Source organism: [Bacillus] caldolyticus, from assembly GCF_003595605.1.
GTDB lineage: Bacteria > Bacillota > Bacilli > Bacillales > Anoxybacillaceae > Geobacillus > Geobacillus thermoleovorans.
In genome coordinates this window covers 2,780,586-2,803,970 of sequence record NZ_CP025074.1, presented here as the reverse complement: position 1 = coordinate 2,803,970, position 23,385 = coordinate 2,780,586, and the positions used below count along the sequence as shown (strand labels likewise).

The window sequence follows — 23,385 nt, the reverse complement described above, 5'->3', positions numbered from 1 at the left end:
ATGGAGGCAAAAACAAACGCGCGCGCGAAAGTGCTTACATGACGCCGGCGACAACCGCCCCGTCGCAACAGCTGCACAATGCTTGGCCGAAAACTCACTCACGTTTATTATTATAAACAATTATCAGACTTTTGTCAGCTGTCACACGTCAAAAGAAATGATGATCAGGAATAAAATGGAAATCGATTCATCTCAAAACGGAGGATCCCACACACCGCCTGATGATCAAAAATATTCTACCATTTTGATGACCGTATAGGCAATGCCAGCGCCGATCAATGGACCAACCGCCACCCCATGAAACAGCGAAACCGCGAGGATGGTGCCGAATGCAAGCGCGGCGGTCATATGCGGGTCATTGGCAAGGAGCGTTACTCCATTTTTGGCGATCAAGGCGACAAAAATGCCAGATGCGAGCGCCACCCAGGCCGACAACGACTGCAGAGAGCCGACAAGCTGCCGAAAGCCGATCTCCCCAGAAGCGATGGGAGCGAGCACGGCGATCGTAATGACCGTCACTCCCCAGTTGATCCCTTTGGACTGAATGATCGGCAGCACTTTTTGATCCAAGCCGACAAGTTTGATGGCCAACAGCACAACGATGGCGACAATAAGCGACTTGTTTTTCGCAAGAAAGCCGAGCGCAAGCAACAACAATAAAAACAACACCGGTTCGTTCACGGTCGTCCGTCCTTTCCTATGAAACTTGTCTTTTTGCTTCCCCGTAAGAAAACGTGTAATATATCAATATGGAACGTCGTTGGAGGTGAAACATTGTCCCGAGTTTATGTTGATCGCTTTTTGCGCTTTTTTCTTGTCATCGCCGCTGTCGCGCTCGGCGCCATCGCTATGTACTACATCGCGACGGTGACGTATCCGTTCATCATCGCCTTTTTCATCGCGATGATCATCAACCCGCTCGTCGATGCTTTGGAGCGGAAAGCGAAAATGCCGCGCTGGCTCGCGGTCAGCGTCACGCTCATCATGTTGTTTGCCGCGGTCGCCGGCTTGGTCACGCTTCTTGTTGCCGAAATCGTTTCGGGAACGCAATATTTAGCCCGCGTCGTGCCGGAAAAATTTCAAGCATTGATCACGTACATGGAGACGTTCGTCGCCGACCAAATCATCCCGATTTACAAAGATTTGGCCGGGATGTTTAAAAGTTTAAGCGCCGCCCAACAGGATACGATTATGCAAAACATTCAAGCCGTCGGAAAAAAAATTGGGACGACGGTTGGTGAATTTGTCCAGAGCATCCTGCAAAACATTCCGCAGCTTCTCGCCTGGCTGCCGAATGCCGCGACCGTGTTTATTTTTTCGCTGTTGGCGACGTTTTTCATCAGCAAAGACTGGCACCGTCTGATGCGCATGGCGCAGCAATGGCTGCCGACGAAAGCCCGCACAAGCGGAAAAACGGTGTTTCTTGATTTAAAGCGGGCGCTGTTTGGCTTTATCAAAGCGCAGGCGACGCTCATTTCGATTACGACGGTCATCGTGTTGATCGGCTTGCTTATTTTGCGCGTCGATTACGCCATTACGATCGCATTGATCATCGGGTTCGTCGATCTTTTGCCATATTTGGGAACGGGGATTGTATTTGTTCCTTGGATCATTTACACCATGGCTAGCGGCGACATTCCGTTTGCCATCGGATTGGGCGTGCTGTATGTCGTCGTCCTCGTCCAACGGCAAATCATGGAGCCGAAAGTGCTTTCTTCAACGATCGGCCTCGATCCGCTCGCGACGCTCATCGCCTTGTTCGTCGGCTTCAAACTGCTCGGCTTTCTCGGCTTGATTGCCGGCCCCGTCGCGCTTGTCATCATCCGCACGCTCCATAGCGCCAATGTTTTTCGTGATCTTTGGCGCTTTATTATCGGCAAGCCGGCCACGTAATCGAAGGGAGCTGTCTCAAAAGCTCGGCTTTCTATAATAGGAATACAATCTTTCGTTTCACAAAGATGTTTAATGGGTATATAGGACGATGCGAAAGGGTGTCCCGCTGCTTTTGGGACACCCTGTTTTGCTGCAACGTCCGTTACAACACGCTCGCATGGCCGCGGTAGACGGCGCCAAAGCCGCCATCGACCGTGATCTCTTGCCCATCTTTAAACAAGCTTGTGGCATTTTCCACCCCGACGACGACCGGAATGCCAAGGCTTAAGCCGACGACCGCCGCATGGCTCGTCAACCCGCCTTCCTCGGTGATGATCGCCGCCGCTTTTTCGATCGCCGGCATCATATCGGCATCGGTGCTGATGGTGACTAAAATGCCGCCCTCTACCATTTTTCGGCACGCCTCTTCTGCCGTTTTGGCGACGACCGCCTTGCCGAATGCCGACTTGCGGCCGATGCCTTGCCCTTTGGCAAGCAAGTCGCTGATGACGTGCACTTTCATTAAGTTCGTCGATCCCGTTTCGCCGACCGGCACGCCGGCCGTGATGACGACCAAGTCGCCGTGCTTCACCAAGCCGGAGCGCACTGCCGCGTCGACCGCCACATCGAGCATTTCATCGGTTGTATTGACATGCGGTGCTTCTTTCGTATACACGCCCCAAATGAGCGCCAGCCGCCGCGAGACCGCTTCGTTTGATGTCACCGCGATGATCGGGGCTTTCGGGCGGTATTTCGCCACCATCTGCGGCGTTTTTCCGCTCACCGTCGGCGTCACGATCGCCGCGACATCCAAATTGAGCGCTGTGTGGGCGACCGATTGGCCGATGGCATCGGTGATCGTCGTTCGGCTCTCTTTCGTGCGCTGGGACAAAATGTCGCGATGCTCCAACGCCTGCTCGGTGCGGAGCGCGATTTGGTGCATCGTCCTTACCGCTTCGACCGGATACTGGCCGGCTGCGGTTTCTCCGGAAAGCATGACGGCGTCGGTGCCGTCAAAAATGGCGTTGGCGACATCGCTCGCCTCAGCCCGCGTCGGCCGCGGATTGCGCTGCATCGAGTCGAGCATTTGCGTCGCCGTGATGACCGGCTTGCCAAGCATGTTGCACTTTTTAATGAGCATTTTTTGAATGAGAGGCACTTCCTCAGCCGGAATCTCAACGCCAAGGTCGCCGCGCGCCACCATGAGGCCATCGGCGGCTTCCAAAATTTCATCGATGTTGGCGACGCCTTCTTCATTTTCAATTTTCGCGATAATTTGGATATGTAAGGCGTCATTCGCCTCGAGCAGCTCGCGGATTTCGAGCACATCAGACGCCCGGCGCACAAACGAGGCGGCGATGAAGTCGATGCCTTGGCGGATGCCAAATAAAATATCGGCTCGGTCCTTCTCGGTGATGCCCGGCAAATTGACACGCACGCCGGGGACATTGACCCCTTTTTTGTTTTTGAGCACACCGCTGTTTAAGACGGTCGTGGCAATTTCTCCAGCTTGCTTGTCGACCGCGTTGACTTCAAGGCCGATCAACCCGTCGTCCAGCAAAATTTTCGAACCAACGGACACATCATCGATCAGCCCCGGATAGGTGACGGAAATTTTTTCCGGCGTGCCGAGCACTTCGCTCATCGAAATGATGAGCTTTGCCCCTTCCTTCAGTTCGACGGCGCCGTTCTCCATATTGTGCGTGCGGATTTCCGGGCCTTTCGTATCGAGCAAAATGGCGACCGTTTGGCCCGTCCGCCTCGCCGCCTCGCGAATGTTGGCGATGCGCCGCCCGTGTTCCTCATGATCTCCGTGCGAAAAGTTGAGGCGCGCCACGTTCATCCCCGCTTCGATCAATTGCACGAGCTTGTCTACGCTCTCGCTTGCCGGCCCGATCGTACAGACGATTTTCGTTTTCCGCTTCATCACTTCTTCTTCCTTTCCCCTCGGGAATTAAATCGACAGCTCTTTCGACAATGTATACATCCGCTGATCGACCGTATGTGTTTTCGCCAACGCTTCGGCAATGTCATGGTCAACGATTTGGTTGTTTTGAATGCCAACGCAGCGGCCGCCTTTGCCTTCAAGGAGCAGCTCGACCGCACGGGCGCCGAGGCGGCTCGCTAACACGCGGTCAAACGCCGTCGGCGATCCGCCGCGCTGCACGTGGCCAAGCACCGTCACGCGCGTCTCAAAGCCGGTCGCCTCTTGAATTTGCCGGCCGAAGTCGACGCCGCTGCCGACTCCCTCGGCGACGATGATGATGCTGTGTTTTTTGCCGCGTTCATGGCCGCGCTTCAAGCGAGCGATGATGTCGTCCATGTCGTAGTCCGCTTCCGGAATCAAAATCGTCTCCGCCCCTCCGGCAAGCCCCGACCATAGCGCAATATCGCCGGCATGGCGGCCCATCACTTCGACGACGTACGTCCGCTCATGCGACGTCGCCGTGTCGCGGATTTTGTCAATGGCGTCAATGACCGTATTGAGCGCGGTGTCAAAACCGATCGTAAAATCGGTGCCTGGAATGTCGTTGTCGATCGTCCCGGGCACGCCGACGCACGGGAAGCCGTGCTCCGTCAATTTTTTCGCCCCTTGATACGACCCGTCGCCGCCGATGACGACCAGCCCTTCAATGCCGTGCTTTTTCAGCTGCTCGATCCCCTTTTTCTGTCCTTCTTCCGTCTTAAACTCCGGGCAGCGCGCGGTATAAAGGATGGTGCCGCCGCGATGGATGATGTCCCCGACGTCCCCGACTTCCAGCTTTTTGATATTGCCGGCGATCAACCCGGCATACCCGTGGTAGATTCCGTACACTTCCACCCCATGGTAAATCGCTTTGCGGACGACAGCGCGAATGGCCGCATTCATGCCCGGCGAGTCGCCGCCGCTTGTCAACACACCAATCCGTTTCATCATTTCCACCTCGTTTGCATCGAATTGCACACGTCCGACCTCATACGTCTTCTTGAACATCCCTAATGTACCATGAACAACAGCGGAACACAATATAGAAGCGATCGCTGAAACGGCTTACAAAAGTGGATTTTTTCACGATAGAACAAAGCTGTCCCACGACGGAGACAGCTTTTTCCTTATCTTGCCCGAATCGTTTCCGGCAAAAACGACACTTGGCCCATTTGTTTAAATTTTTCATAGCGCTGCCGGACGAGCTCTTCGCCGTCAAGCGCCAACAGCTGTTTGAGCGAACGGCGCAGCACGCGGTCAATTTCTTTTGCCTGCTCGTCGGCGTTGCGATGAGCGCCGCCTTTGACTTCTGGAATGATTTCATCGATGACGCCGAGCGCCTTTAAGTCATGAGCGGTGATTTTCATCGTTTCCGCCGCCCGCTGCGCCAATGAGGCGTCTTTCCACAAAATCGCCGCCGCCCCTTCCGGCGAGATGACCGAGTACGTCGAGTTTTCAAGCATATGGATATGATTGCCGACGCCAAGGGCAAGCGCCCCGCCGCTTCCGCCCTCTCCGATGACGATGCAGACGACAGGCACCGTAAGCCCAGCCATTTCAAACAAGTTGCGGGCGATCGCCTCGCTTTGCCCGCGCTCTTCGGCCGCTTTGCCCGGGTAGGCGCCTTTCGTGTCGATAAAGCAGATGATCGGCCGCGAAAACTTTTCTGCCTGCTTCATGAGCCGCAACGCCTTCCGGTATCCTTCCGGATGCGGCATGCCAAAGTTGCGGCGCAAGTTTTCTTTCGTATCTTTGCCGCGCTGATGACCGATGACCGTCACGGGGAGTCCGTCGTATTTGGCGATGCCGCCGACGATCGCCTCGTCATCGCCAAAGCAGCGGTCGCCGTGGCACTCAAGAAAGTTCGTAAACAACCGCTCGATGTAATCGAGCGTCGTCGGCCGCTGCGGGTGGCGGGCGATTTGCACGCGGTCCCACGGCGTCAAATTCGCATAAATCTCGTTTTCCAGCTTGGCGAGGCGCGCCTCAAGCTTTTCGATTTCCGCCGATAAATCGACGTCCGCCGTTTTCATGAACTCTTTCAACTCTTGAATTTTGCGGCGCAGCTCGACAAGCGGCTTTTCGAATTCTAATTCCGCCACCATCCCTCTTCCCCTCCTTTTTGATGAAGATCCAAGACGACCGCAAGCGTTTCTTTCAGCTCGTGGCGGTGAATGACGGCATCAAGCTGCCCGTGCTTCAGCAAAAACTCCGCCGTCTGGAAATCGTTCGGCAGCTCTTCGCGCACCGTCTGCTCGATGACGCGGCGGCCGGCAAAACCAATGAGCGCCCCCGGCTCGGCAAAGTTATAATCCCCAAGCGAGGCGAAACTCGCCGATACACCGCCGGTCGTCGGGTGGGTCATGACGGAGATGAACAAGCCGCCGTCGTTGCTGAACCGTTTGAGCGCCGCGCTTGTTTTCGCCATTTGCATGAGGCTCAACACCCCTTCCTGCATGCGGGCGCCGCCGGAAGCGGTGAAAATGAGAAACGGCATCTGCTGTTTGTGCGCCCGTTCGACGGCGCGGGTGATTTTTTCGCCGACGACCGAGCCCATGCTGCCCATGCGAAACGATGAATCCATGACAGCAATGACGAGCGGATGGCCGTCAAGCGCCCCTTCGCCGGTGACGACCGCCTCGTTCAGCCCTGACTTGCGCCGGTCTTCTTCCAGTTTTTCGATGTAGCCCGGAAAGCCGAGCGGATTGACCGAGATCATATCGGCGTCATACTCGCGGAAGCTGCCGTCATCAAGAAGGCTTGCAATCCGTTCACGCGCCGGCATCGGATGATGGTAGCCGCAGCTTAGGCAAACGCGCAAATTTTTGATCAACTCTTTTGTATACATAATTTTCTTGCATTGCGGACATTTCGTCATCACGCCTTCCGGCACTTCATGCCTCGCTTGTTCTGAAGGCAGCGGTGCATACTTTTTCTTTTTCACAAACAAGTCTTTCCACACGAGGGAGCCCCTCCTTTGCGTTTTCGCCTCTCTACTACTTTATCGAAAATGGACATCATTGTTTGTCAAACGATGTCCGGCCTGTTTCGACAACGGCGAAGGCCGTTGCGCCTCCCAAACGGCGACAGTCTCCGCCGGATCTTGCCTTTCCAAAGCGGCAAGCAACTGTTCATAACCGGCGTCGGCAAGGGGCGGCTCGGGCGCAAATGAAGCGGCAAACCCCGACAGCACCCGCCAAATGCGGGCGAGCAAAACATTGCCAGCTGCTTCCACCACCGTCTCGAAAAACCGCGCGAAATCAATCGGTTTTTGACGAACGATTTTTTTCAACTCGTCTACGTCCTCCGCGCTCCGGCGCCGACACGCAAGGGCAAGCAACAGGCGCTCGATGAGCCATTTTGTTTCCGCCAAATCGGCCTTCGCCCGTTCGTTTTCCAACAAAAACATCGCCAACAGGTCGATCAGCTGGTGGCTGCCGACCTCACGCCTATACCTCCCCTCGCCGCGCCGCGTTTCAATCAAGCCGAGAAATTCAAGCGCCCGCAACGCCTCGCGCACCGATGAACGCCCGACGCCGAGCCGTTCGGCCAGCTCGCGCTCCGACGGCAGCTTGTCGCCAGGGGCTAAGTTGTCTTCCGCCATCATGCGGCGGATATGTTTTAACGTCTCGGCATACACGTTCTCCTCTTTGATACAATGACCCCTCTCCTTCGCTTCATCCACTGGTCTGACCACCTAATGGTTATACGATATAACAAAATAATGAAATAGTAAAGAGCGATTTACTTGACGACCACGCGTCCGAAGCTGAACAAGGAAAGCAGTTCATCGACAAGCGGGGCGGTGAGATCGGCCGCATACCGTTCGGGAAGACGGAGAAGCTTTCGCTTCGCTTCATCGTACAAATACACCGGAGTGCGGCCTTGGTGTCGTTCCAACAGCGGCTTCAGCGCGGCAAGACGCGCCTTGTCTTGGCGGCTGGCGTCGATATACAACGCCGACGCCGTCAAGCGTTCGGCCCGGCGGATGATGAGCTGACGCCGTCCGCCGCGCACCTCAATCGTTCCGGCAAGCAATACAAACTGCCCTTCTTTCAATATGTCCGCCGCGCGGCGGTAAACGTTCGGAAACGCCACCGCCTCCAATTCCCCGCTCTCATCGCCGACGGTGAAAAACGCCATTTCTTCACCCTGCTTTGTTCTCGTTTTCCGTATGCGGACGACCGCTCCCCCGACTACAGTTGACGGACCTTGTACATCGGCAACACACACCGCCCCCGCCGCTTGCAGCAACGGGCGGCACACCGCCGCCGGATGCGGGGTGACGGCGAAGCCAAGAAACTCCGCTTCCCGCCGCCGCCGTTCGGACAAAGGCCACGAATGTGCGGCAGCATATTTCGGTTTTAACGACAGCCCTCCGGCTTGCAGCGCCTGAACCCATTGCGCATGTTCGATCGCAATGTCAATGCTGGCAAGAAGCGAAGCCCGATCTGCACCGAACTCGTCAAACGCCCCAACGGAAATGAGCGCCTCGAGCGCCGGGCGCCCGAGCCCTTTTGGCAGCAGGCGAGCAGCGAAATCAAAGAAGTCGGCAAACGGTCCGTTCGCTTTCCGCTCCTCGACAATCAGCTTCGCCGCCGAGCCGACTTGCTTCACCATCGCGAGCCCAAGGCGAATGGCGCTCCCCTCCACGGAAGAGCGAAAACCGCTTTTGTTGACCGACGGCAAAAGGACGTTGATCCCTTTTCGCGCCGCCTCCCAATAGTATACCGCCGCTTTTTCTCGGTCGCCGGAAGCATTGGTGAGCATGACCGCATAAAAACAAAGCGGGTAATGAGCTTTCATATACGCCATCGCATACGACAACAGCGCATAGCTGACCGCGTGGCTTCGGTTGAAGCCGTAATCGGCAAAGCGGACGATGTGTCGGTACAGTTCCTCGGCGACTGCTTTCGGATAGCCGTTCGCCACGCAGCCGGCGACAAACGCCTGACGCTGCTCAGCAAGCAGCGCTTTCTCTTTTTTCGCCACCGCCCGGCGAAGCACGTCCGCTTGTCCGAGCGAAAATCCGGCAAGCCGGGCGGCGATTTGCATAATTTGCTCCTGGTAGATCAACACCCCGTATGTGGGCGCCAAAATCGTCTCAAGATCAGGATGGGCATAGGACACCGGCTCTTCCCCGCGCTTGCGCCGGATGTAAACGGGGATCATTTGCATCGGCCCTGGCCGATACAAGGCATTGACGGCGACGACATCTTCCAATTGCGACGGCCGCAGCTCGGCGAGCACATGCTTCATCCCGCTTGATTCCAGCTGAAAAATGCCGTTTGTATCTCCAGCGCCAAGCAGCGCGTACGTTTTTTCATCATTGAGCGGCAGCGTGCGGATGTCAAACGGCTTTCCTGTCTGCCGCTCGATCAAACGCACGATCTGCTCGATCAACGTGAGCGTGCGCAAACCGAGAAAATCAATTTTCAGCAATCCAAGCGCTTCAAGTGCCCCCATCGCGTATTGCGTCAGCGGCCATTCGCCATGGCTTGGCTGCAGCGGCACGAAGCGAACGAGCGGCTCCGGGCTGATGATGACACCAGCAGCGTGGATCGACGTATGGCGCGGCAGCCCTTCCAGTTTTTGCGCAACAGCCAGCCACTCTCTCCCTTGCGGAACCGCTGCCACCGCGCGCCGAAAAGCGGCGGACTCGGCATGCCATTGGCGGAGCGTCACACTTTGTTTGCTCGGCAGCAGCGCCGCGACCTGTTCCGCCTCCCGCTCAGGGACGCCAAGCGCTTTGGCCGTCTCGCGCAGCGCCGCTTTGGCGCCGAACGTGCCGAACGTAATGATTTGCGCAACGCGGTCGCGCCCGTATTTATCCGCCACATAGCGAATCACTTCTTCGCGCCGGTCATCAGGAAAATCCAAGTCAATATCCGGCACCGACGCCCGCTCCGGATTTAAAAACCGTTCAAACAAAAGCCCATACTTGATCGGATCGACATCGGTGATCGACAATGCGTAGGCGACAAGCGACCCGGCCGCCGAACCGCGGCCCGGGCCGGTTAAGATGCCGCGCCGGCGGGCGTAGGCGAGCACATCGGCGACGATCAAAAAATAGTCGCTGAAATGAAGCGACTGAATCACATCCAGCTCATGCGAAAGCCGACGCCAGTAGCGCTCATCGGCCGACGGCACGCGTCGGGCGAGCCCTTGTTCCGATAAGCGGCGCAAATAACTGTCGGCCGTCTCTCCGTCCGGAACGGGATACGCCGGCAGCCGCCAGCCGCCAAACTCGATTTGCAGCTCGCATTGATCGGCGATCGCCAGGCTGTTCTCGAGCGCCTCCGGCAAGTCCGCAAACCGGCGCGCCATCTCCTCTGGCCCCGCCAAATAGCGGCCGTTATCGTCCTCAATGTCAGCGAGCAGCGCGCCGCGGCCGATGGCCTGCAAGCAACGCCACGCCACGGCATCGCTGCGCTCCACGTAACGGACGTCGTTCGTCGCCACGATCGGGACGCCGGTTTCCTCCACCAGCTGCAACAACCCGGCTTCATATGGGGCTCGCGTTTGCTCGCCGCGCTGAACGGCGACATACAGCCGTCCTGGAAACAGCTGATGATAGCGGCCAAGCGCCTCTTTCGCCCGCTCCCATTCGCCGGCGGCCACAAGCGACTCGACGCGTCCCTCGCTTCCGGGAGTGATGGCGATGATGCCGCCGCTTAAGCGTACAAGAGCGGCTTCCTCCATATGCTTTGTTTCCCCCATTTGCATCATGGTGCTGATTTCAAGCAAATGGCGATACCCCTCTTCATTGGCGGCCAACAGCACGAGCGGGAACGCTTCCTCCCCAGAAAGAGCGACATCAGCCGTCACGCCGATAATCGGGCGAATGCCGTTCTGCTTGCATTCCCGGTAAAACGGAATAGCGCCATACAACACATTCCGGTCCGTGAGCGCGAGCGCTTGATAGCCGAGCTGTTTCGCCCTCGCTGCAAGCGCCTCCACCGCCGCTGCACTTTGAAACAAACTGTATCCGCTCAACACATGCAAGTGGACGAACATCATGACCATCCCTCCCTCATCCGTGCGCTTGACGGGCGAAAACTTTTCTTTCGGCTACATACTCCGTCCACCCTATTGATATACATAGATAAGAGAGAAAGAAAGGGCGGGGAAACGCATGAACGAAAAAGCGGCCTTCTTGCCGGCGTTTATTCAAAGCTATTTTATCGCCGTCGGCGTGCTGCTTGGCGGCGCCATCATCGGCGCGCTCGGCGCGTTTTTGAGCGGCGGCCAGCCGCTGACGGCCATGTACCGATTTGCCGGCGATTTGCGCATTTGGGCGGTCGTCGCCGCCATCGGCGGGACGTTTGACACGTTTTACGTCGTTGAGCGAGGGCTGTTTTTAGGGGAAACGAAAGACATCGTGCGGCAATTTTTGCTCATTTTGTCCGCCATGGGCGGAGCACAGACCGGAGTGGCGATCATCACGTGGCTGACGCAGGAGCACATTTCGCCATGAGAATTCCTCCGTATTACCAATACCCGTCATGGCAGCGCTTTTTCGCCGGCGCGGCGATCGGAGCGCTCATCAGTTGGTTTGTCTTTTTGTATATTTTCGGCGTCTTGCAGGAAAAACAAGTGCAACACGTCAATGAGCTCAACGAACAGATCGCCGATTTGCAAAACGAAATTCGCATTTGGCAGGAAGACTATATTCATTACAATAAGGAAATGAAAAAAAAGCTGACCGTGCAGGACGTTTCCGTCCATCTCGCCAACGCCGAGCAATATAAACTTGATTCATACACGACGTTTCGCATTGAAGACAGCGTCAAAGAAGATTTGTCCCATTTGATTGCGAAAGACATCGAAACGGTGTACAACAGCCGCGAACTGATTGAGCGGGCAATTGAAAACAAAACGTATACGATCCACGAGAAGACATACCGGCTTGAACTTCACACACTCACGATCTTTACCTTGTTGGCCGTCGAAGTGAAACTGACGCCGCTTCCGTAGAGCGCGCCTTGCCGCCCCATTCCGCCGCGGTGGAGTGCCAAACAAGCGCGTCTTGCGGGAAAAGAGGGTGTCCCGAAAGCCTTCGGGACGCCTTCTCCTATCAACATGACGCTTCATTTGAAACAACAACTTTGTGACATACTCCCACCACCTACGCTTCGCTTAGAGGTGGGGGCTTCTCGGGTAATCCCATCTCATGATGGGAAGTTGACCGAGCGATCCCCGTGTGCCCCACGGTTTTACTGAAATTCACCTCCCACTTTCACTTCGTTTAGAAGTGGGAGACTTCTTTCGGAAAGATGTTAAAACCACCCGTTTCCGTCACCGCTCAGCCCGGCAAACCGCTTTTACGTCTTCAATCACGCGATCCGCTTCCTCCCAAGAAGCAATGGACGCACCGGCTGCGAGCGGATGGCCGCCGCCGCCGTAGCGTTTGGCGACCACATTGATGACCGGCCCTTTGGAACGGAAGCGGACGCGGATTTCCCGTTCTTCCTCAATGAAAAACACCCAGGCGACAATGCCGTCAATATTGCCGAGCAAACTGACGAGTTGCGACGCCTCAAGCGGGGTGACGCCGTATTCCCCAAGCAGCGCCCGCGGCATTTTCACAGCCGCCACCCCTTCCTCGATCATAAAGTTCGACAACACATAACCGCTTAAGCGGGCGAGCGGCAAGCTCGTCCGATACAATCCGTCGTACAATTCCGTCAGCGAAAAACCGTACGAAATGAGCTCCCCAGCGTAGCGGAACGTTTTTTCACTTGTGCGCGGAAACAAAAAGCGGCCCGTATCGCCGACAATGCCGGCGTAAATGAGACGCGCCGCCTCAGCGGTCATCGTCAACCCTTCCTCTTTCCCCGCCAAATAAAACTCATAAATCATCTCGCTTGTCGAACTGGCGGCGGTATCGACCCACATAATGTCGCCATACGGCGTGTCGTTCGGGTGATGGTCAATTTTAATGAGCTTTCGCCCGAGCCGATAGCGGCTGTCGCAAATCCGCTCCTCATTGGCTGTATCGCAGACGATCACAAGCGCCTGTTCATAAACGGCATCGTCAATGACATCCATTTGTCGTAAAAATGATAACGATGGGTCATCGGTCCCCACCGCATACACTCGTTTTTCCGGAAACGACGCCCGAAGCAACGCCGCCAACCCGCCTTGCGACCCGTACGCGTCCGGGTCCGGGCGAACATGGCGGTGGATGATGATCGTGTCAAATTCACGAATCGCATCAAGAATTTGTTGATGAACCGGTTTCATTCGTTCTTCCCCTTTAGTCACCTGTCATATTCAACCGCTGGCATTTTTCCCTGCTTCTATGTACAATGAAAAAAGAAATGAACAACGGAGGGACCCAACCATGCCAGCCTTGGTTATTTTCATTATATTTTCCTTTTCGTTTTACGTCTATTATAAAATCCGCTACGTCCGCTCCCAGCGCCCGATGGAACGCCGCTTTCTCTCAGCGAAATCGAGCATGGCGCTTGGACTGTTCGTTGCCTTGTTCGGGATCAACCAATTGTTTTTGTATCAGACAACCGTGACCTATATCATCTGCGCCATTTTTATCGCCTTAGGCTTCGGGAGCGTTTGGGCCGGCTACCGCGCCTACCGCTGCTATCTGCCGCAGGCGGTCGAAGAGGCAAAGGAAGCGGCAAAACAAGGGTAATGCCGTTTGGCGTATGCGCCGGTCAACGATAAAGGAAAAGGATGTTCCCATAAGGAAGTGGACATCCTTTTTTTCCTTTACCGTTTATCGGTCGATCAGCTGGCACATCATCATCGCTTTGCCGACAAGATCGCCTTCGTTATACACTTCGACATCCACTTTCCCGAACTTGCGCCCGAGCTCTAAAAGCTTTGCCCGCACGTCGACCGTGCTGTCGATTTGCACCGGCTTGATGAAGTAAATCGTGATATTTTCCATCACCAAATCGCCGCGTTTGTACGCGCGAAGCATGCGCGCCGCCGCTTCGGTGACGATCGTCGTAAACACGCCGTACGAGAGCGTCCCTAAATAGTTCGTCATCTGCGGCGTGATCGTGCAGCGAAACAGCGTTTCTTTGTCGCCTGACTCACGAAACTGGGCGGTGATGAGATCATCGATCGTCTCCCCGACTTGCGGCTGGCGCTGCGCCATTTGCAGCGCTTTTAACACGTCTTGGCGGCTGATGATCCCTTGCAGCCGGTTATAGTCATCCACCACCGGGAGAAGCTCAATTCCTTCCCATACCATAATATGAGAAGCAAACGCCACTGACGTTTTTCCGTTCACCGTAATCGGCTGCTTCGTCATCACCTTTTCGATCGGCAGCTGCCGGTCGACATCCAGCACGTCTTTTGCCGTCACAACCCCTTGCACTTTCAGCTCATCATCGACGACCGGGAACCGGCTATGGCGCGTCTCTTTGTTCAACGCATACCACCGCTCAATCGGATCATGGACGCGCAAGTACGCTGTTTTGTCAAGCGGAATGAGAATATCCTCGACCAACACAATTTCTTTTTTGATGAGCTGGTCGTAAATCGCCCGGTTGATCATCGTCGCGACCGTAAACGTGTCATAGCTCGTCGAAATGATCGGCAGCTGCCGCTCATCGGCGAGCTTTTTCACGTGGTCGGCCGTGTCAAACCCGCCGGTGATGAGCACGGCCGCCCCCGCCTGAAGCGCCAGCTCGTGCGCCTTCGTCCGGTTGCCGACGATAAGCAAATCCCCTGCGCCCGTATAGCGCATCATCGCCTCCAGCTGCATTGCGCCGATGACAAAACGGTTGAGCGTCTTATGCAGCCCTTCACGTCCGCCAAGCACTTGGCCGTCCACAATGTTGACAACCTCGGCGTACGTAAGCTTCTCAATGTTTTCCTTCCGTTTCTTCTCAATCCGGATCGTGCCGACGCGTTCAATCGTGCTCACATACCCTTTGTTCTCAGCGTCCTTGATCGCCCGGTACGCCGTCCCTTCGCTTACGCCCATTTCCTTGGCGATCTGCCGGACAGAAATTTTCTCGCCGATCGGCAGCCGGTGGATGTATTCCAAAATTTGCTCGTGTTTTGTCGCCAACGGTTCTTCACCCTTTACGCGTTTGTTACTTTCATTATAACGGGCCTGGCGGCGGGGATTCAACGGTCGCGCCGGCCATCATAAAGCGCCCTTCCCAAAGCGGGAAGAGCGCCTCTGTTACAGCTCGATGCTTTCCCCCGGTTTCAACGCGCGGCCGACGCCCGGCGGAAGGAGCGAGACGAACCGCTCGGGGTCTTGGGTGATCGGCGGGAACGTGTTGTAATGGATCGGCACGACGAGTTTCGCCCCGAGCCACTCGGCGGCGACCGCCGCGTCTTCCGGCCCCATCGTGAAGCTGTCCCCAATCGGCAAAAAGGCGACATCGATGTTATGGCGCTCGCCGATCAGCTTCATGTCGGAAAACAGCCCGGTATCGCCGGCATGATAGATCGTTTTGCCTTCGGACGTGAACAAAATGCCGGTCGGCATGCCTAAATAAATGATTTGCTTGTCGTCCGTCACAAACCCGGAGCTGTGGAACGCCTGCGTGAACTTGACCGTGCCAAAGTCAAATTCGCGCGCCCCGCCGATGTTCATGCCAAACGTCTCGACGCCTTGCCAGCTTAAATACGTCGCCAGCTCAAATGTGGCCACGACAAGGGCGTTGTTCCGCTTGGCGATTTCAACCGTATCGCCGACATGATCCCCGTGCCCGTGCGTCAACAAAATGACATCCGCTTTCACATCCGCCGCGTTCAAATCGGTCGTCGTATTGCCGGTGATGAACGGGTCGATCAAAATCGTTTTTCCGTTCGTCTCAATGCGGACGACCGAATGGCCATGGTAGCTGATTTTCATCGTCACATCTCTCCTTTCCACTACACATGATTCGCCGCCGCCCATCCATTCCCTTCTTTTCCCTCCTGTCCATTTACAAACGGCCCGTTTCTTGATACGCTCAAAATGGACGATCAAGAAAAAAGGAAGGAAGGGAACGATGAACCAACGGCTGGATGCTTTTTCATCATGGCTTCAACATCATGATGATTCATTTGCCTTCATTACGTCAAGCGCCAACGTTTTTTATTTGAGCGGCTTTTTTTGCGATCCACACGAGCGGCTGCTTGCATTGCTTGTTTTCCCTGACAGCGAGCCCGCGCTCGTCTGTCCGCAAATGGAAGTCCCGCGCGCCCGCCGGAGCGGCTTTGGGTATACGGTGATCGGCTACGACGACAGCACCGACCCATGGGAAGAGATCGGGCGCCATCTCGAAGCGCGCGGCGCAAAACCCGGCTTGATTGCCATCGAGAAAAACCATTTGTCGTTCGCCCGTTTCGAGCGTCTCTCGGCATTGTTTCCAAACGCCAAGTGGCACGACGCCGAAGAAAAGCTGCGCCAGCTTCGCCTGATCAAGGATGAGCAGGAAATGAAGGTGTTGCGCCAGGCGGCGGAACTTGCCGACAAAGCGATCGAAATCGGCGTCTCGGCCATCCGCCCGGGCGTGACAGAGCTCGAACTTGTCGCCGTTATTGAATATGAGCTGAAAAAACTCGGCGTTGAAGGGATGTCGTTTCCCACGACCGTGCTCACGGGCGCAAAATCAGCCGATCCGCACGGCGTGCCGGGAACGGCGGCGGTCGCACCAGGCGATTTCGTGCTGTTCGATTTGGGCGTCATCGTCGATGGGTATTGCTCCGACATTACCCGCACCGTCGTCTGTCAGACGGCAAGCGACGAACAGCGGCTCATTTACGATACCGTTCGGCGCGCCCAGCAGGCGGCGATCGACGCCTGCCGCCCGCAAACCGCGATGGGCGAGATCGACCGCGCCGCCCGAAACGTCATCGAACAAGCCGGCTACGGAGACTATTTCACCCACCGCGTCGGGCACGGCTTAGGGATCGAGATCCACGAATACCCATCGCTTCATGGCGCCAACAACGAACCGCTCGCCCCCGGCATGGTGTTTACAATCGAACCAGGCATTTACGTCCCATCCATCGGCGGCGTGCGCATTGAAGACGACGTCGCGGTCACGGATCATGGGGTTGAGGTGTTGACGTCGTTTTCGAAGGAGTTGATCATTGTTTAACGAGAGAGGCCATTGGCAAAAGCTGCCGCGAATGAGCGCATCAAAAAAGCTGTCCACCGGCCCGATCCCCAAGTCGATTCGGACAGCTTTGTTTTCTCATCGCCATCAAGGCGGCTCCATCTTCATTGTTTCATCCCTGCAGCAACGAATGAACATCCGTATACGGCATGTTGTGCGCCGCCGCGACCGCTTCGTACACGATGTGCCCGTCGAGCGTGTTGATCCCTTTTAACAGCGCCGGGTTATCCAAGCACGCGGCGCGGTAGCCTTTGTTGGCGATTTGCAAGGCGTATGGGATCGTGACGTTCGTAAGCGCGAATGTTGACGTACGCGGCACAGCGCCCGGCATGTTCGCGACGGCGTAATGGACGACGCCGTGCTTGACGTATGTCGGATCGTCGTGCGTCGTGACGCGGTCGGTCGTTTCAAAAATGCCGCCTTGGTCAATGGCGACGTCGACCAACACCGAGCCTGGCGTCATCGAGCGCACCATCTCTTCCGTCACAAGCTTCGGCGCTTTCGCCCCCGGGATCAAGACGGCGCCGACGACCAAATCGGATTCGCGCACGCACTCGGCGATATGATACGAGTTGGACATCAACGTCGTCACTTGGTCGCCGAACAAATCATCGAGCTCGCGCAGCCGCTCGGCGTTAATGTCCAAAATCGTCACGTCCGCCCCGAGGCCGACCGCGATTTTCGCCGCGTTCGTCCCCGCTGTGCCGCCGCCGATGATCGTCACTTTGCCGCGCCGCACCCCGGGCACGCCGCCAAGCAAAATGCCTTTCCCGCCGTGCGGCTTCTCGAGAAACTGGGCGCCGACTTGCACCGACATGCGGCCGGCGACTTCACTCATCGGCGTCAACAGCGGCAGCGAGCCGTTCGCAAGCTGCACCGTCTCGTAAGCGATGCCGACCACTTTTTGCTCGACGAGCGCTTTCGTGAGCGCTTCGGCCGCGGCTAAATGCAAATACGTAAACAAAATCAATCCGGGGCGAAAATAGCGGAACTCCTCAGCCAGCGGTTCTTTCACTTTCAACACCATCTCCGCCGCCCAGGCATCTTCCGCTTTCGTCACGATCACTGCCCCGGCTTTTTCATACTCGGAATCGGAAAAACCCGACCCAGCGCCGGCTTCCGTCTCCACATACACGTCATGCCCTGCTTTGACGAGCGTCATCACGCCTGCCGGAGTGATGGCGACGCGGTTTTCATTGTTTTTGATTTCTTTTGGAATGCCGATCTTCATTACTTTTTCCTCCTTTTTCCTTCCCGCTTCTTCTTTTATTGTGCCCCGTTTCGCGCAAAAGCAAACGAAAAAGGAGGAGGCGCTGTTCTCAACGGAAAAGGTGGCGGTAAATGACGTTCGCTCCGCCGGTGACGTCAATGACGGCGCCGGTGATGAAATCCGAGTCGTCCTCGCATAAAAACGCGATCACGCGGGCGATATCTTCACCAGTCCCCGGGCGTCCGACCGGCGTTTCCGCATCCCGCCTGGCGCGGGCGTCGGCGATCCCCGCCTCTTTCATGGCGCCGACAATATTGCCTGGGCACACCATATTGGCGGTAATGCCATATTCCGCCTCTTCCAGGGCGATCGTTTTCGTCAGCGATACAAGCCCGACTTTCGCCGCGCCGAACGCCGAACGGTGCACCCAGCCCGGGGCATCCGCCGCTCCTTGAAATCCGTACGTAATGATGCGGCCAAACCGTTGTTTTCGCATAATCGGGATCGTCCTTCTCACTAAATGGAAGACCGAGCTCAAATTGCCTTCAATCATTTCGTACCATTCGTTTTCCGTATAATCGGCCAGCTTTTTCCGTTCAAAAATGTACGGCCCTGCATTGTTGATGAGGCAGTCAATGCGGCCAAACCGCTCCATGGCGGCGTCCACAAGCGCCGCTAAATCGTTTTTGTCCGTCACATCTCCCTGCACAAACTGGAGGCGGTCAGCGGCGCCGCGGTACTTCTCGGCAAGCGAGCGCACCGCCTGTTCATCGCTCCGGTAGTTCACCGTCACCGAGTAGCCTTTATCAAGCAGCAGCTCGGTCACTTTTCTCCCCAATCCTTTCGCTCCGGCCGTAATCAAGGCGTGCCGCACCCTTCTCCCTCCTCGTCGCGATTTGCTGTCTCATTTTTACTTTACTACAAACCGGAGCGAATACAAAAAAATAACCATAACGCGCAGGCGCTATGGCTATTCGCCGACTTCGCGGCGCGGGTCGTAATACGATTCATCCTCGTCAACAATGCCGCTTTCATACGACTCGGTAATTTGCTCGGTGATCGTCCGCACTTCCTCCTCATCGTACTGCCAGTCGTTATACCGCTTTTCCATTGCTCTTCCTCCCCTGTTCACAAAATCTCAATATATGGCCTAGTTTCTCGTCAAAGGGCGATGGGTATACCATATATAGAGATAGCATTTTTAACCAAAGGGAGGGGAGAACATGACCATGACCTACCAAACGATCGTCGTCGCCGTCGATGGCTCGAAAGAAGCGGAATGGGCGTTGAAAAAAGCGATCCAAATCGCCAAGCGAAACGGAGCGAAACTCATTTTGTCCCACATCATCGATTTGCGCGGGTTCACAACCGTGGAAGCGCACGATTACGCCCTCGCCGAACGGTCGGAGCAATATGCGAACGAACTTCTGGAACGGTATAAAAACGAAGCCATCGCCGCCGGGCTCGACGATGTGGACATCGCGGTCGAATTCGGCTCGCCGAAAGTGAAAATCGCCAAAGACGTCGCTCCGAAATACAAAGCCGATCTCATCGTTTGCGGGGCGACCGGTTTAAACGCTGTCGAACGGCTCTTGATCGGCAGCGTTTCCGAAAACATCGTCCGCCATGCGAAATGCGATGTGCTCGTTGTAAGGACGCCGAAAGAATAATGTCTTCGTCACATGAAGCAGATGGACCGAAAAACTTCCTTGTCCGATGCGAAAACATGTGACGGTCAAAAAAGAACACCCCGCCGTTACGGGGTGCTAAGCAACTGTTTCGCCTTCGCCAGCGCCGCGCGCACTTCGGCAAAACCGGTGCCGCCGGCGCTGTTGCGGCGGTTGACGGCCGTGCGCGGGTGCAAGGCGTCATAAATGTCTTCTTCAAAAAGCGGCGACGCTTCTTTGTACACGTCAAGCGGCAAATCAGCCAAAAAGACGCCTTGTTCGATGCAATGCAAGACGAGCTTGCCGACGATTTCATGCGCCTCACGGAACGGGACCCCTTTCGCGGCCAAGTAATCGGCAAGCTCGGTCGCGTTTGAAAAGTCTTGTTTCGTCGCCCGCTCCATCACGTCCGTGCGCACGTTCATCGTCTCAATCATACCGGTGAAAATTTTCAGCGACCCGATGACCGTCTTTACTGTATCAAACATGCCTTCTTTATCTTCTTGCATATCTTTATTGTAAGCAAGCGGCAGCCCTTTCATCACCGTGAGGAGCGCCATCAAGTGGCCGTACACGCGGCCGGTTTTGCCGCGGATGAGTTCGGCCATGTCCGGGTTTTTCTTTTGCGGCATGATGCTGCTGCCGGTCGCAAACGCATCATCCAGCTCAATGAACTGAAACTCTTGGCTTGACCAAAGAATCAACTCCTCGGCCAACCGCGACAGGTGCATCATGAGCATCGAACTGTTGCTTAAAAACTCGATGATGAAGTCGCGGTCGCTCACCGCATCGAGGCTGTTTTCGTAAATATCGGCAAAGCCCAAAAGCTCCGCCGTCCGATGCCGGTCGATCGGAAACGTCGTCCCGGCGAGCGCCCCGGCGCCGAGCGGCGAGCGGTTGATGCGCTTTTGCGACTCGGAAAACCGCTCATAGTCGCGCTCGAGCATCCAAAAATAAGCCAGCAGATGGTGGGCGAACGAAATCGGCTGCGCCCGCTGCAAATGCGTATATCCGGGCATGATCGTTTCGACATGCTTTTCGGCTTGAGCGACAAGCGCCCGCTGCATCCCGCGGATGAGGCCGAGAATCTCTTCAACCCGCTTGCGCAAGTATAGATGCATATCGGTCGCCACTTGGTCGTTCCGGCTCCGTCCAGTGTGCAGCTTGCCGCCGACCGGTCCGATGTCGTCGATGAGCATTTTTTCAATGTTTAAATGAATGTCCTCGTAGGCAATGGAAAATTTGAGCTCCCCTTGCTTCGCCTTTTCCAACAGGCGGATGAGCCCGCCTTTGATCTGCTCTACATCGCCTTCAGGCAGGATGCCGCATTCGCCAAGCATCGTCACATGGGCAAGGCTGCCTTCAATGTCTTCTTCAACGAGCTCTTGGTCGAATGGGATCGACGCGCCAAACTCGTCGACCCATTCTTCCGCTGTTTTCGTAAACCGTCCGCCCCAAAGCTTTTTCACGAATCTCGCCGCAGAGGAATGCGACTTCCTCCTTCCTTTCATGAAGTTCCCTTCATTTTCCTTCATTGGCCGGTCGGCACTGACGCCTTGTTTTGCTTGTTCACGATGCTGTGCACTTTCGTCGGCAGGCCGTACAGCGAAATGAATCCGACCGCCGCTTGATGGTCAAATTCATCTTCGGACGTGTATGTTGCCAATTTTTCATCATAGAGCGAGAACGGCGATTTGCGCCCTTCGACGATCGCATGGCCTTTAAACAGCTTCACGCGCACGACGCCGGTGACGTTTTTCTGCGTTTCTTTCAAAAACGCGACCAACGCGTCTTTCAGCGGTGAGAACCAAAGGCCGTTGTAAATGACTTCGGCGATTTTTTGTTCGATGATCGGTTTGAAATGGGCGACTTCTCTCACCAATGTCAAGTCTTCCAGCTCTTTATGCGCTTTAATGAGCGTGATCGCCCCTGGGCATTCGTACACTTCGCGCGACTTGATGCCGACAAGGCGGTTTTCGACGTGGTCGATGCGGCCGACGCCATGCTTGCCGGCCAACGCATTCAGCTCCAAAATCAATTGCGCAAGCGGATACGCCTTCCCGTTTAACGTCACCGGCACGCCTTGTTCAAAGCCGATCTCGATGACATCCGGCACATCCGGCGCGTTCTCAAGCGAAGCCGTCAGCTCATACGCCTCTTCCGGCGGCGCCGCCCACGGGTCTTCCAAAATGCCGCACTCGTTGCTTCGTCCCCACAAGTTTTGGTCGATGGAAAACGGGCTGTCAAGGTCAACCGGAATTGGAATGCCGTGCTTTTTCGCGTATTCGATTTCTTCCTCGCGCGACCAGCTCCACTCGCGCACCGGGGCGATCACGTCCAAATCTGGATTGAGCGCTTTGATCGACACTTCAAAGCGCACTTGGTCGTTCCCTTTCCCCGTGCAGCCGTGGGCCACCGCCACCGCGCCTTCAAGCTCGGCGATTTCAACGAGTTTTTTCGCGATGAGCGGACGCGACAGCGCCGAAACGAGCGGATATTTCCCTTCGTACAACGCGTTCGCCTGCAAGGCGATGAGTGCATACTCGTTCGCAAACTCGTCTTTGACGTCGATCACGTACGATTTCATCGCGCCGACTTTGAGCGCTTTTTCTTTCACGAAATCGAGGTCTTTCCCTTCGCCAAGGTCCAAGCAGCACGCGATCACATCATAGCCGCGCTCCTGAAGCCATTTGATCGCAACTGATGTATCTAAACCACCAGAGTATGCCAGCACCAATTTCGGATTTGCCATGGTCGTTCTCCTCTCTTGTCACATAAATATACTTAAACATAAATAAATATTCAAATTTAATACATTATCACTTTATCAGCTTTCGGATCATTTTTCAATACGTATTCCTGAAAAAGCATAAAAATTCCACCACGCTCTATGGGGACGTTTCGTATAATAGAAGAAAAGGAGGCCATGAGGATGAACGGCATCTTCATCGAAGACAAACGGCTCGGCATCCGCCTGCCGCATCTGGACAAGCCTTGGGAGGACTACAGCCCAAACGAACAAGAGGCGATTTTACTGGAATGGGAAACGATCCGCGGCTTGATCCCCGACCGCATCGCCGAACTGGAGCGGGAAATCAACGAAAAACAAGACGCGCTCGGCCAAGAAGCGGATTTTGCGCGCTCGTGCCAGCTCAATGCTGACATCGCCGAGCTCGCTTCGATCGTCAACGATTTATGGATTTGGTATCGCACCGCTCCATCCGTTTCATCGCCGACACGGAAAAAAGCGGGTCGAAAAACCATAACACCCCATAACAAATGAGCGCCGATGCCGCTTGTCCCCTTTTTGAAGACGGCAGACAAACCATGCGGCCGCAACAATTTTGACGAGAAGATCGAGGATTGATGCGGCGGATTCCGCCGCGATGACGAAGGATACGCTGTCGCAAACGAAAGCTTTCTTGGCGATTGAAGAGGAGCACTCAAGCTGGAGAGCTCCTCTTTTTTCATTCTATCCCCTTTCTCAAACGATTTCCATTTATTATCCGCCAAAAATATATTGAATTTTATTTTTATTTCAATTATTATTGATTTGACTCCTTTTCACACAAC

Annotated in this window: 22 protein-coding genes; 7 read left to right on the top strand and 15 right to left on the bottom strand. The window is 55.6% G+C overall.

Annotation, left to right across the window (positions count from 1 at the left end):
• Positions 1-225: 225 nt before the first annotated feature.
• Positions 226-681: a DUF441 domain-containing protein gene (locus CWI35_RS14545; RefSeq protein ID WP_011232211.1), complete on the bottom strand. Its 456-nt coding sequence runs from the start codon at positions 679-681 to the stop codon at positions 226-228.
• Positions 682-774: 93 nt separating this feature from the next.
• On the opposite strand from CWI35_RS14545, the gene ytvI reads away from it, so the two are divergent.
• Positions 775-1,893, top strand: a complete 1,119-nt coding sequence (gene ytvI, locus CWI35_RS14540; RefSeq protein ID WP_023633466.1) for a sporulation integral membrane protein YtvI — start codon at positions 775-777, stop codon at positions 1,891-1,893.
• A 142-nt stretch (positions 1,894-2,035) separates the two neighbouring features.
• Here ytvI and pyk read toward each other — a convergent pair whose 3' ends face one another.
• From pyk to dnaE, 6 genes are all read right to left on the bottom strand, one after another.
• Positions 2,036-3,799 (bottom strand): pyruvate kinase, encoded by a 1,764-nt coding sequence (gene pyk, locus CWI35_RS14535; RefSeq protein ID WP_025039133.1) that lies wholly within the window; start codon positions 3,797-3,799, stop codon positions 2,036-2,038.
• A 27-nt stretch (positions 3,800-3,826) separates the two neighbouring features.
• Positions 3,827-4,786, bottom strand: coding sequence for a 6-phosphofructokinase (gene pfkA / locus CWI35_RS14530; RefSeq protein ID WP_011232214.1), 960 nt, complete (start codon positions 4,784-4,786; stop codon positions 3,827-3,829).
• Between the two features lie 179 nt (positions 4,787-4,965).
• Positions 4,966-5,943 carry an acetyl-CoA carboxylase carboxyl transferase subunit alpha gene (gene accA, locus CWI35_RS14525; RefSeq protein ID WP_011232215.1) on the bottom strand — a complete coding sequence of 326 codons (978 nt, stop codon included), beginning with the start codon at positions 5,941-5,943 and terminating at the stop codon, positions 4,966-4,968.
• The gene (gene accD, locus CWI35_RS14520; RefSeq protein WP_014196529.1) at positions 5,928-6,800 is read right to left on the bottom strand and encodes an acetyl-CoA carboxylase, carboxyltransferase subunit beta; all 873 of its coding nucleotides are present in this window, start codon (positions 6,798-6,800) and stop codon (positions 5,928-5,930) included. The genes accA and accD overlap by 16 nt, the downstream gene beginning before the upstream one ends.
• A gap of 39 nt (positions 6,801-6,839) precedes the next feature.
• Positions 6,840-7,523, bottom strand: a complete 684-nt coding sequence (locus tag CWI35_RS14515; RefSeq protein WP_014196530.1) for a FadR/GntR family transcriptional regulator — start codon at positions 7,521-7,523, stop codon at positions 6,840-6,842.
• A gap of 59 nt (positions 7,524-7,582) precedes the next feature.
• Entirely contained in the window at positions 7,583-10,858 is a 3,276-nt protein-coding gene (dnaE, locus tag CWI35_RS14510; protein ID WP_162924029.1) for a DNA polymerase III subunit alpha, read from the bottom strand.
• A 115-nt stretch (positions 10,859-10,973) separates the two neighbouring features.
• Between dnaE and CWI35_RS14505 the strand changes: the two genes are divergently transcribed.
• Positions 10,974-11,315: a sporulation membrane protein YtrH gene (locus tag CWI35_RS14505; protein ID WP_011232219.1), complete on the top strand. Its 342-nt coding sequence runs from the start codon at positions 10,974-10,976 to the stop codon at positions 11,313-11,315.
• Positions 11,312-11,815 carry a sporulation membrane protein YtrI gene (gene ytrI, locus CWI35_RS14500; protein WP_014196532.1) on the top strand — a complete coding sequence of 168 codons (504 nt, stop codon included), beginning with the start codon at positions 11,312-11,314 and terminating at the stop codon, positions 11,813-11,815. Before CWI35_RS14505 ends, ytrI begins: the two co-directional genes overlap by 4 nt.
• A 321-nt stretch (positions 11,816-12,136) precedes the next feature.
• Here ytrI and CWI35_RS14495 read toward each other — a convergent pair whose 3' ends face one another.
• Positions 12,137-13,084, bottom strand: coding sequence for a DHH family phosphoesterase (locus tag CWI35_RS14495; RefSeq protein WP_011232221.1), 948 nt, complete (start codon positions 13,082-13,084; stop codon positions 12,137-12,139).
• 100 nt (positions 13,085-13,184) lie between these two features.
• Between CWI35_RS14495 and CWI35_RS14490 the strand changes: the two genes are divergently transcribed.
• Positions 13,185-13,493 (top strand): YtpI family protein, encoded by a 309-nt coding sequence (locus CWI35_RS14490; RefSeq protein ID WP_011232222.1) that lies wholly within the window; start codon positions 13,185-13,187, stop codon positions 13,491-13,493.
• 84 nt (positions 13,494-13,577) lie between these two features.
• Here CWI35_RS14490 and CWI35_RS14485 read toward each other — a convergent pair whose 3' ends face one another.
• Positions 13,578-14,885, bottom strand: coding sequence for a CBS domain-containing protein (locus CWI35_RS14485; RefSeq protein ID WP_011232223.1), 1,308 nt, complete (start codon positions 14,883-14,885; stop codon positions 13,578-13,580).
• A 117-nt stretch (positions 14,886-15,002) separates the two neighbouring features.
• Positions 15,003-15,683: a metal-dependent hydrolase gene (locus tag CWI35_RS14480; protein ID WP_062898864.1), complete on the bottom strand. Its 681-nt coding sequence runs from the start codon at positions 15,681-15,683 to the stop codon at positions 15,003-15,005.
• Positions 15,684-15,822: 139 nt separating this feature from the next.
• Here CWI35_RS14480 and CWI35_RS14475 point away from each other — a divergent pair, with 139 nt between their 5' ends.
• On the top strand, positions 15,823-16,917 hold the full coding sequence (locus CWI35_RS14475) for a M24 family metallopeptidase (protein ID WP_023633836.1): 1,095 nt from the start codon (positions 15,823-15,825) through the stop codon (positions 16,915-16,917).
• Positions 16,918-17,047: 130 nt separating this feature from the next.
• Here CWI35_RS14475 and ald read toward each other — a convergent pair whose 3' ends face one another.
• The 3 genes from ald to CWI35_RS18330 form a co-directional block, all read right to left on the bottom strand.
• Positions 17,048-18,166: an alanine dehydrogenase gene (gene ald / locus CWI35_RS14470; RefSeq protein WP_011232226.1), complete on the bottom strand. Its 1,119-nt coding sequence runs from the start codon at positions 18,164-18,166 to the stop codon at positions 17,048-17,050.
• Positions 18,167-18,254: 88 nt separating this feature from the next.
• Entirely contained in the window at positions 18,255-19,019 is a 765-nt protein-coding gene (locus CWI35_RS14465) for an SDR family oxidoreductase (protein ID WP_011232227.1), read from the bottom strand.
• A gap of 96 nt (positions 19,020-19,115) precedes the next feature.
• Positions 19,116-19,256 carry a hypothetical protein gene (locus CWI35_RS18330; RefSeq protein WP_011232228.1) on the bottom strand — a complete coding sequence of 47 codons (141 nt, stop codon included), beginning with the start codon at positions 19,254-19,256 and terminating at the stop codon, positions 19,116-19,118.
• Between the two features lie 112 nt (positions 19,257-19,368).
• Here CWI35_RS18330 and CWI35_RS14460 point away from each other — a divergent pair, with 112 nt between their 5' ends.
• Entirely contained in the window at positions 19,369-19,815 is a 447-nt protein-coding gene (locus CWI35_RS14460; protein ID WP_021322122.1) for a universal stress protein, read from the top strand.
• Between the two features lie 86 nt (positions 19,816-19,901).
• Here CWI35_RS14460 and argH read toward each other — a convergent pair whose 3' ends face one another.
• Positions 19,902-21,281: an argininosuccinate lyase gene (gene argH / locus CWI35_RS14455; protein WP_021322121.1), complete on the bottom strand. Its 1,380-nt coding sequence runs from the start codon at positions 21,279-21,281 to the stop codon at positions 19,902-19,904.
• A gap of 62 nt (positions 21,282-21,343) precedes the next feature.
• Positions 21,344-22,564 carry an argininosuccinate synthase gene (locus tag CWI35_RS14450; protein ID WP_011232231.1) on the bottom strand — a complete coding sequence of 407 codons (1,221 nt, stop codon included), beginning with the start codon at positions 22,562-22,564 and terminating at the stop codon, positions 21,344-21,346.
• Between the two features lie 180 nt (positions 22,565-22,744).
• On the opposite strand from CWI35_RS14450, the gene CWI35_RS14445 reads away from it, so the two are divergent.
• Complete coding sequence (locus tag CWI35_RS14445; protein ID WP_021322120.1) at positions 22,745-23,095, top strand: hypothetical protein; 351 nt, start codon at positions 22,745-22,747, stop codon at positions 23,093-23,095.
• The last annotated feature ends 290 nt before the right edge of the window (positions 23,096-23,385 follow it).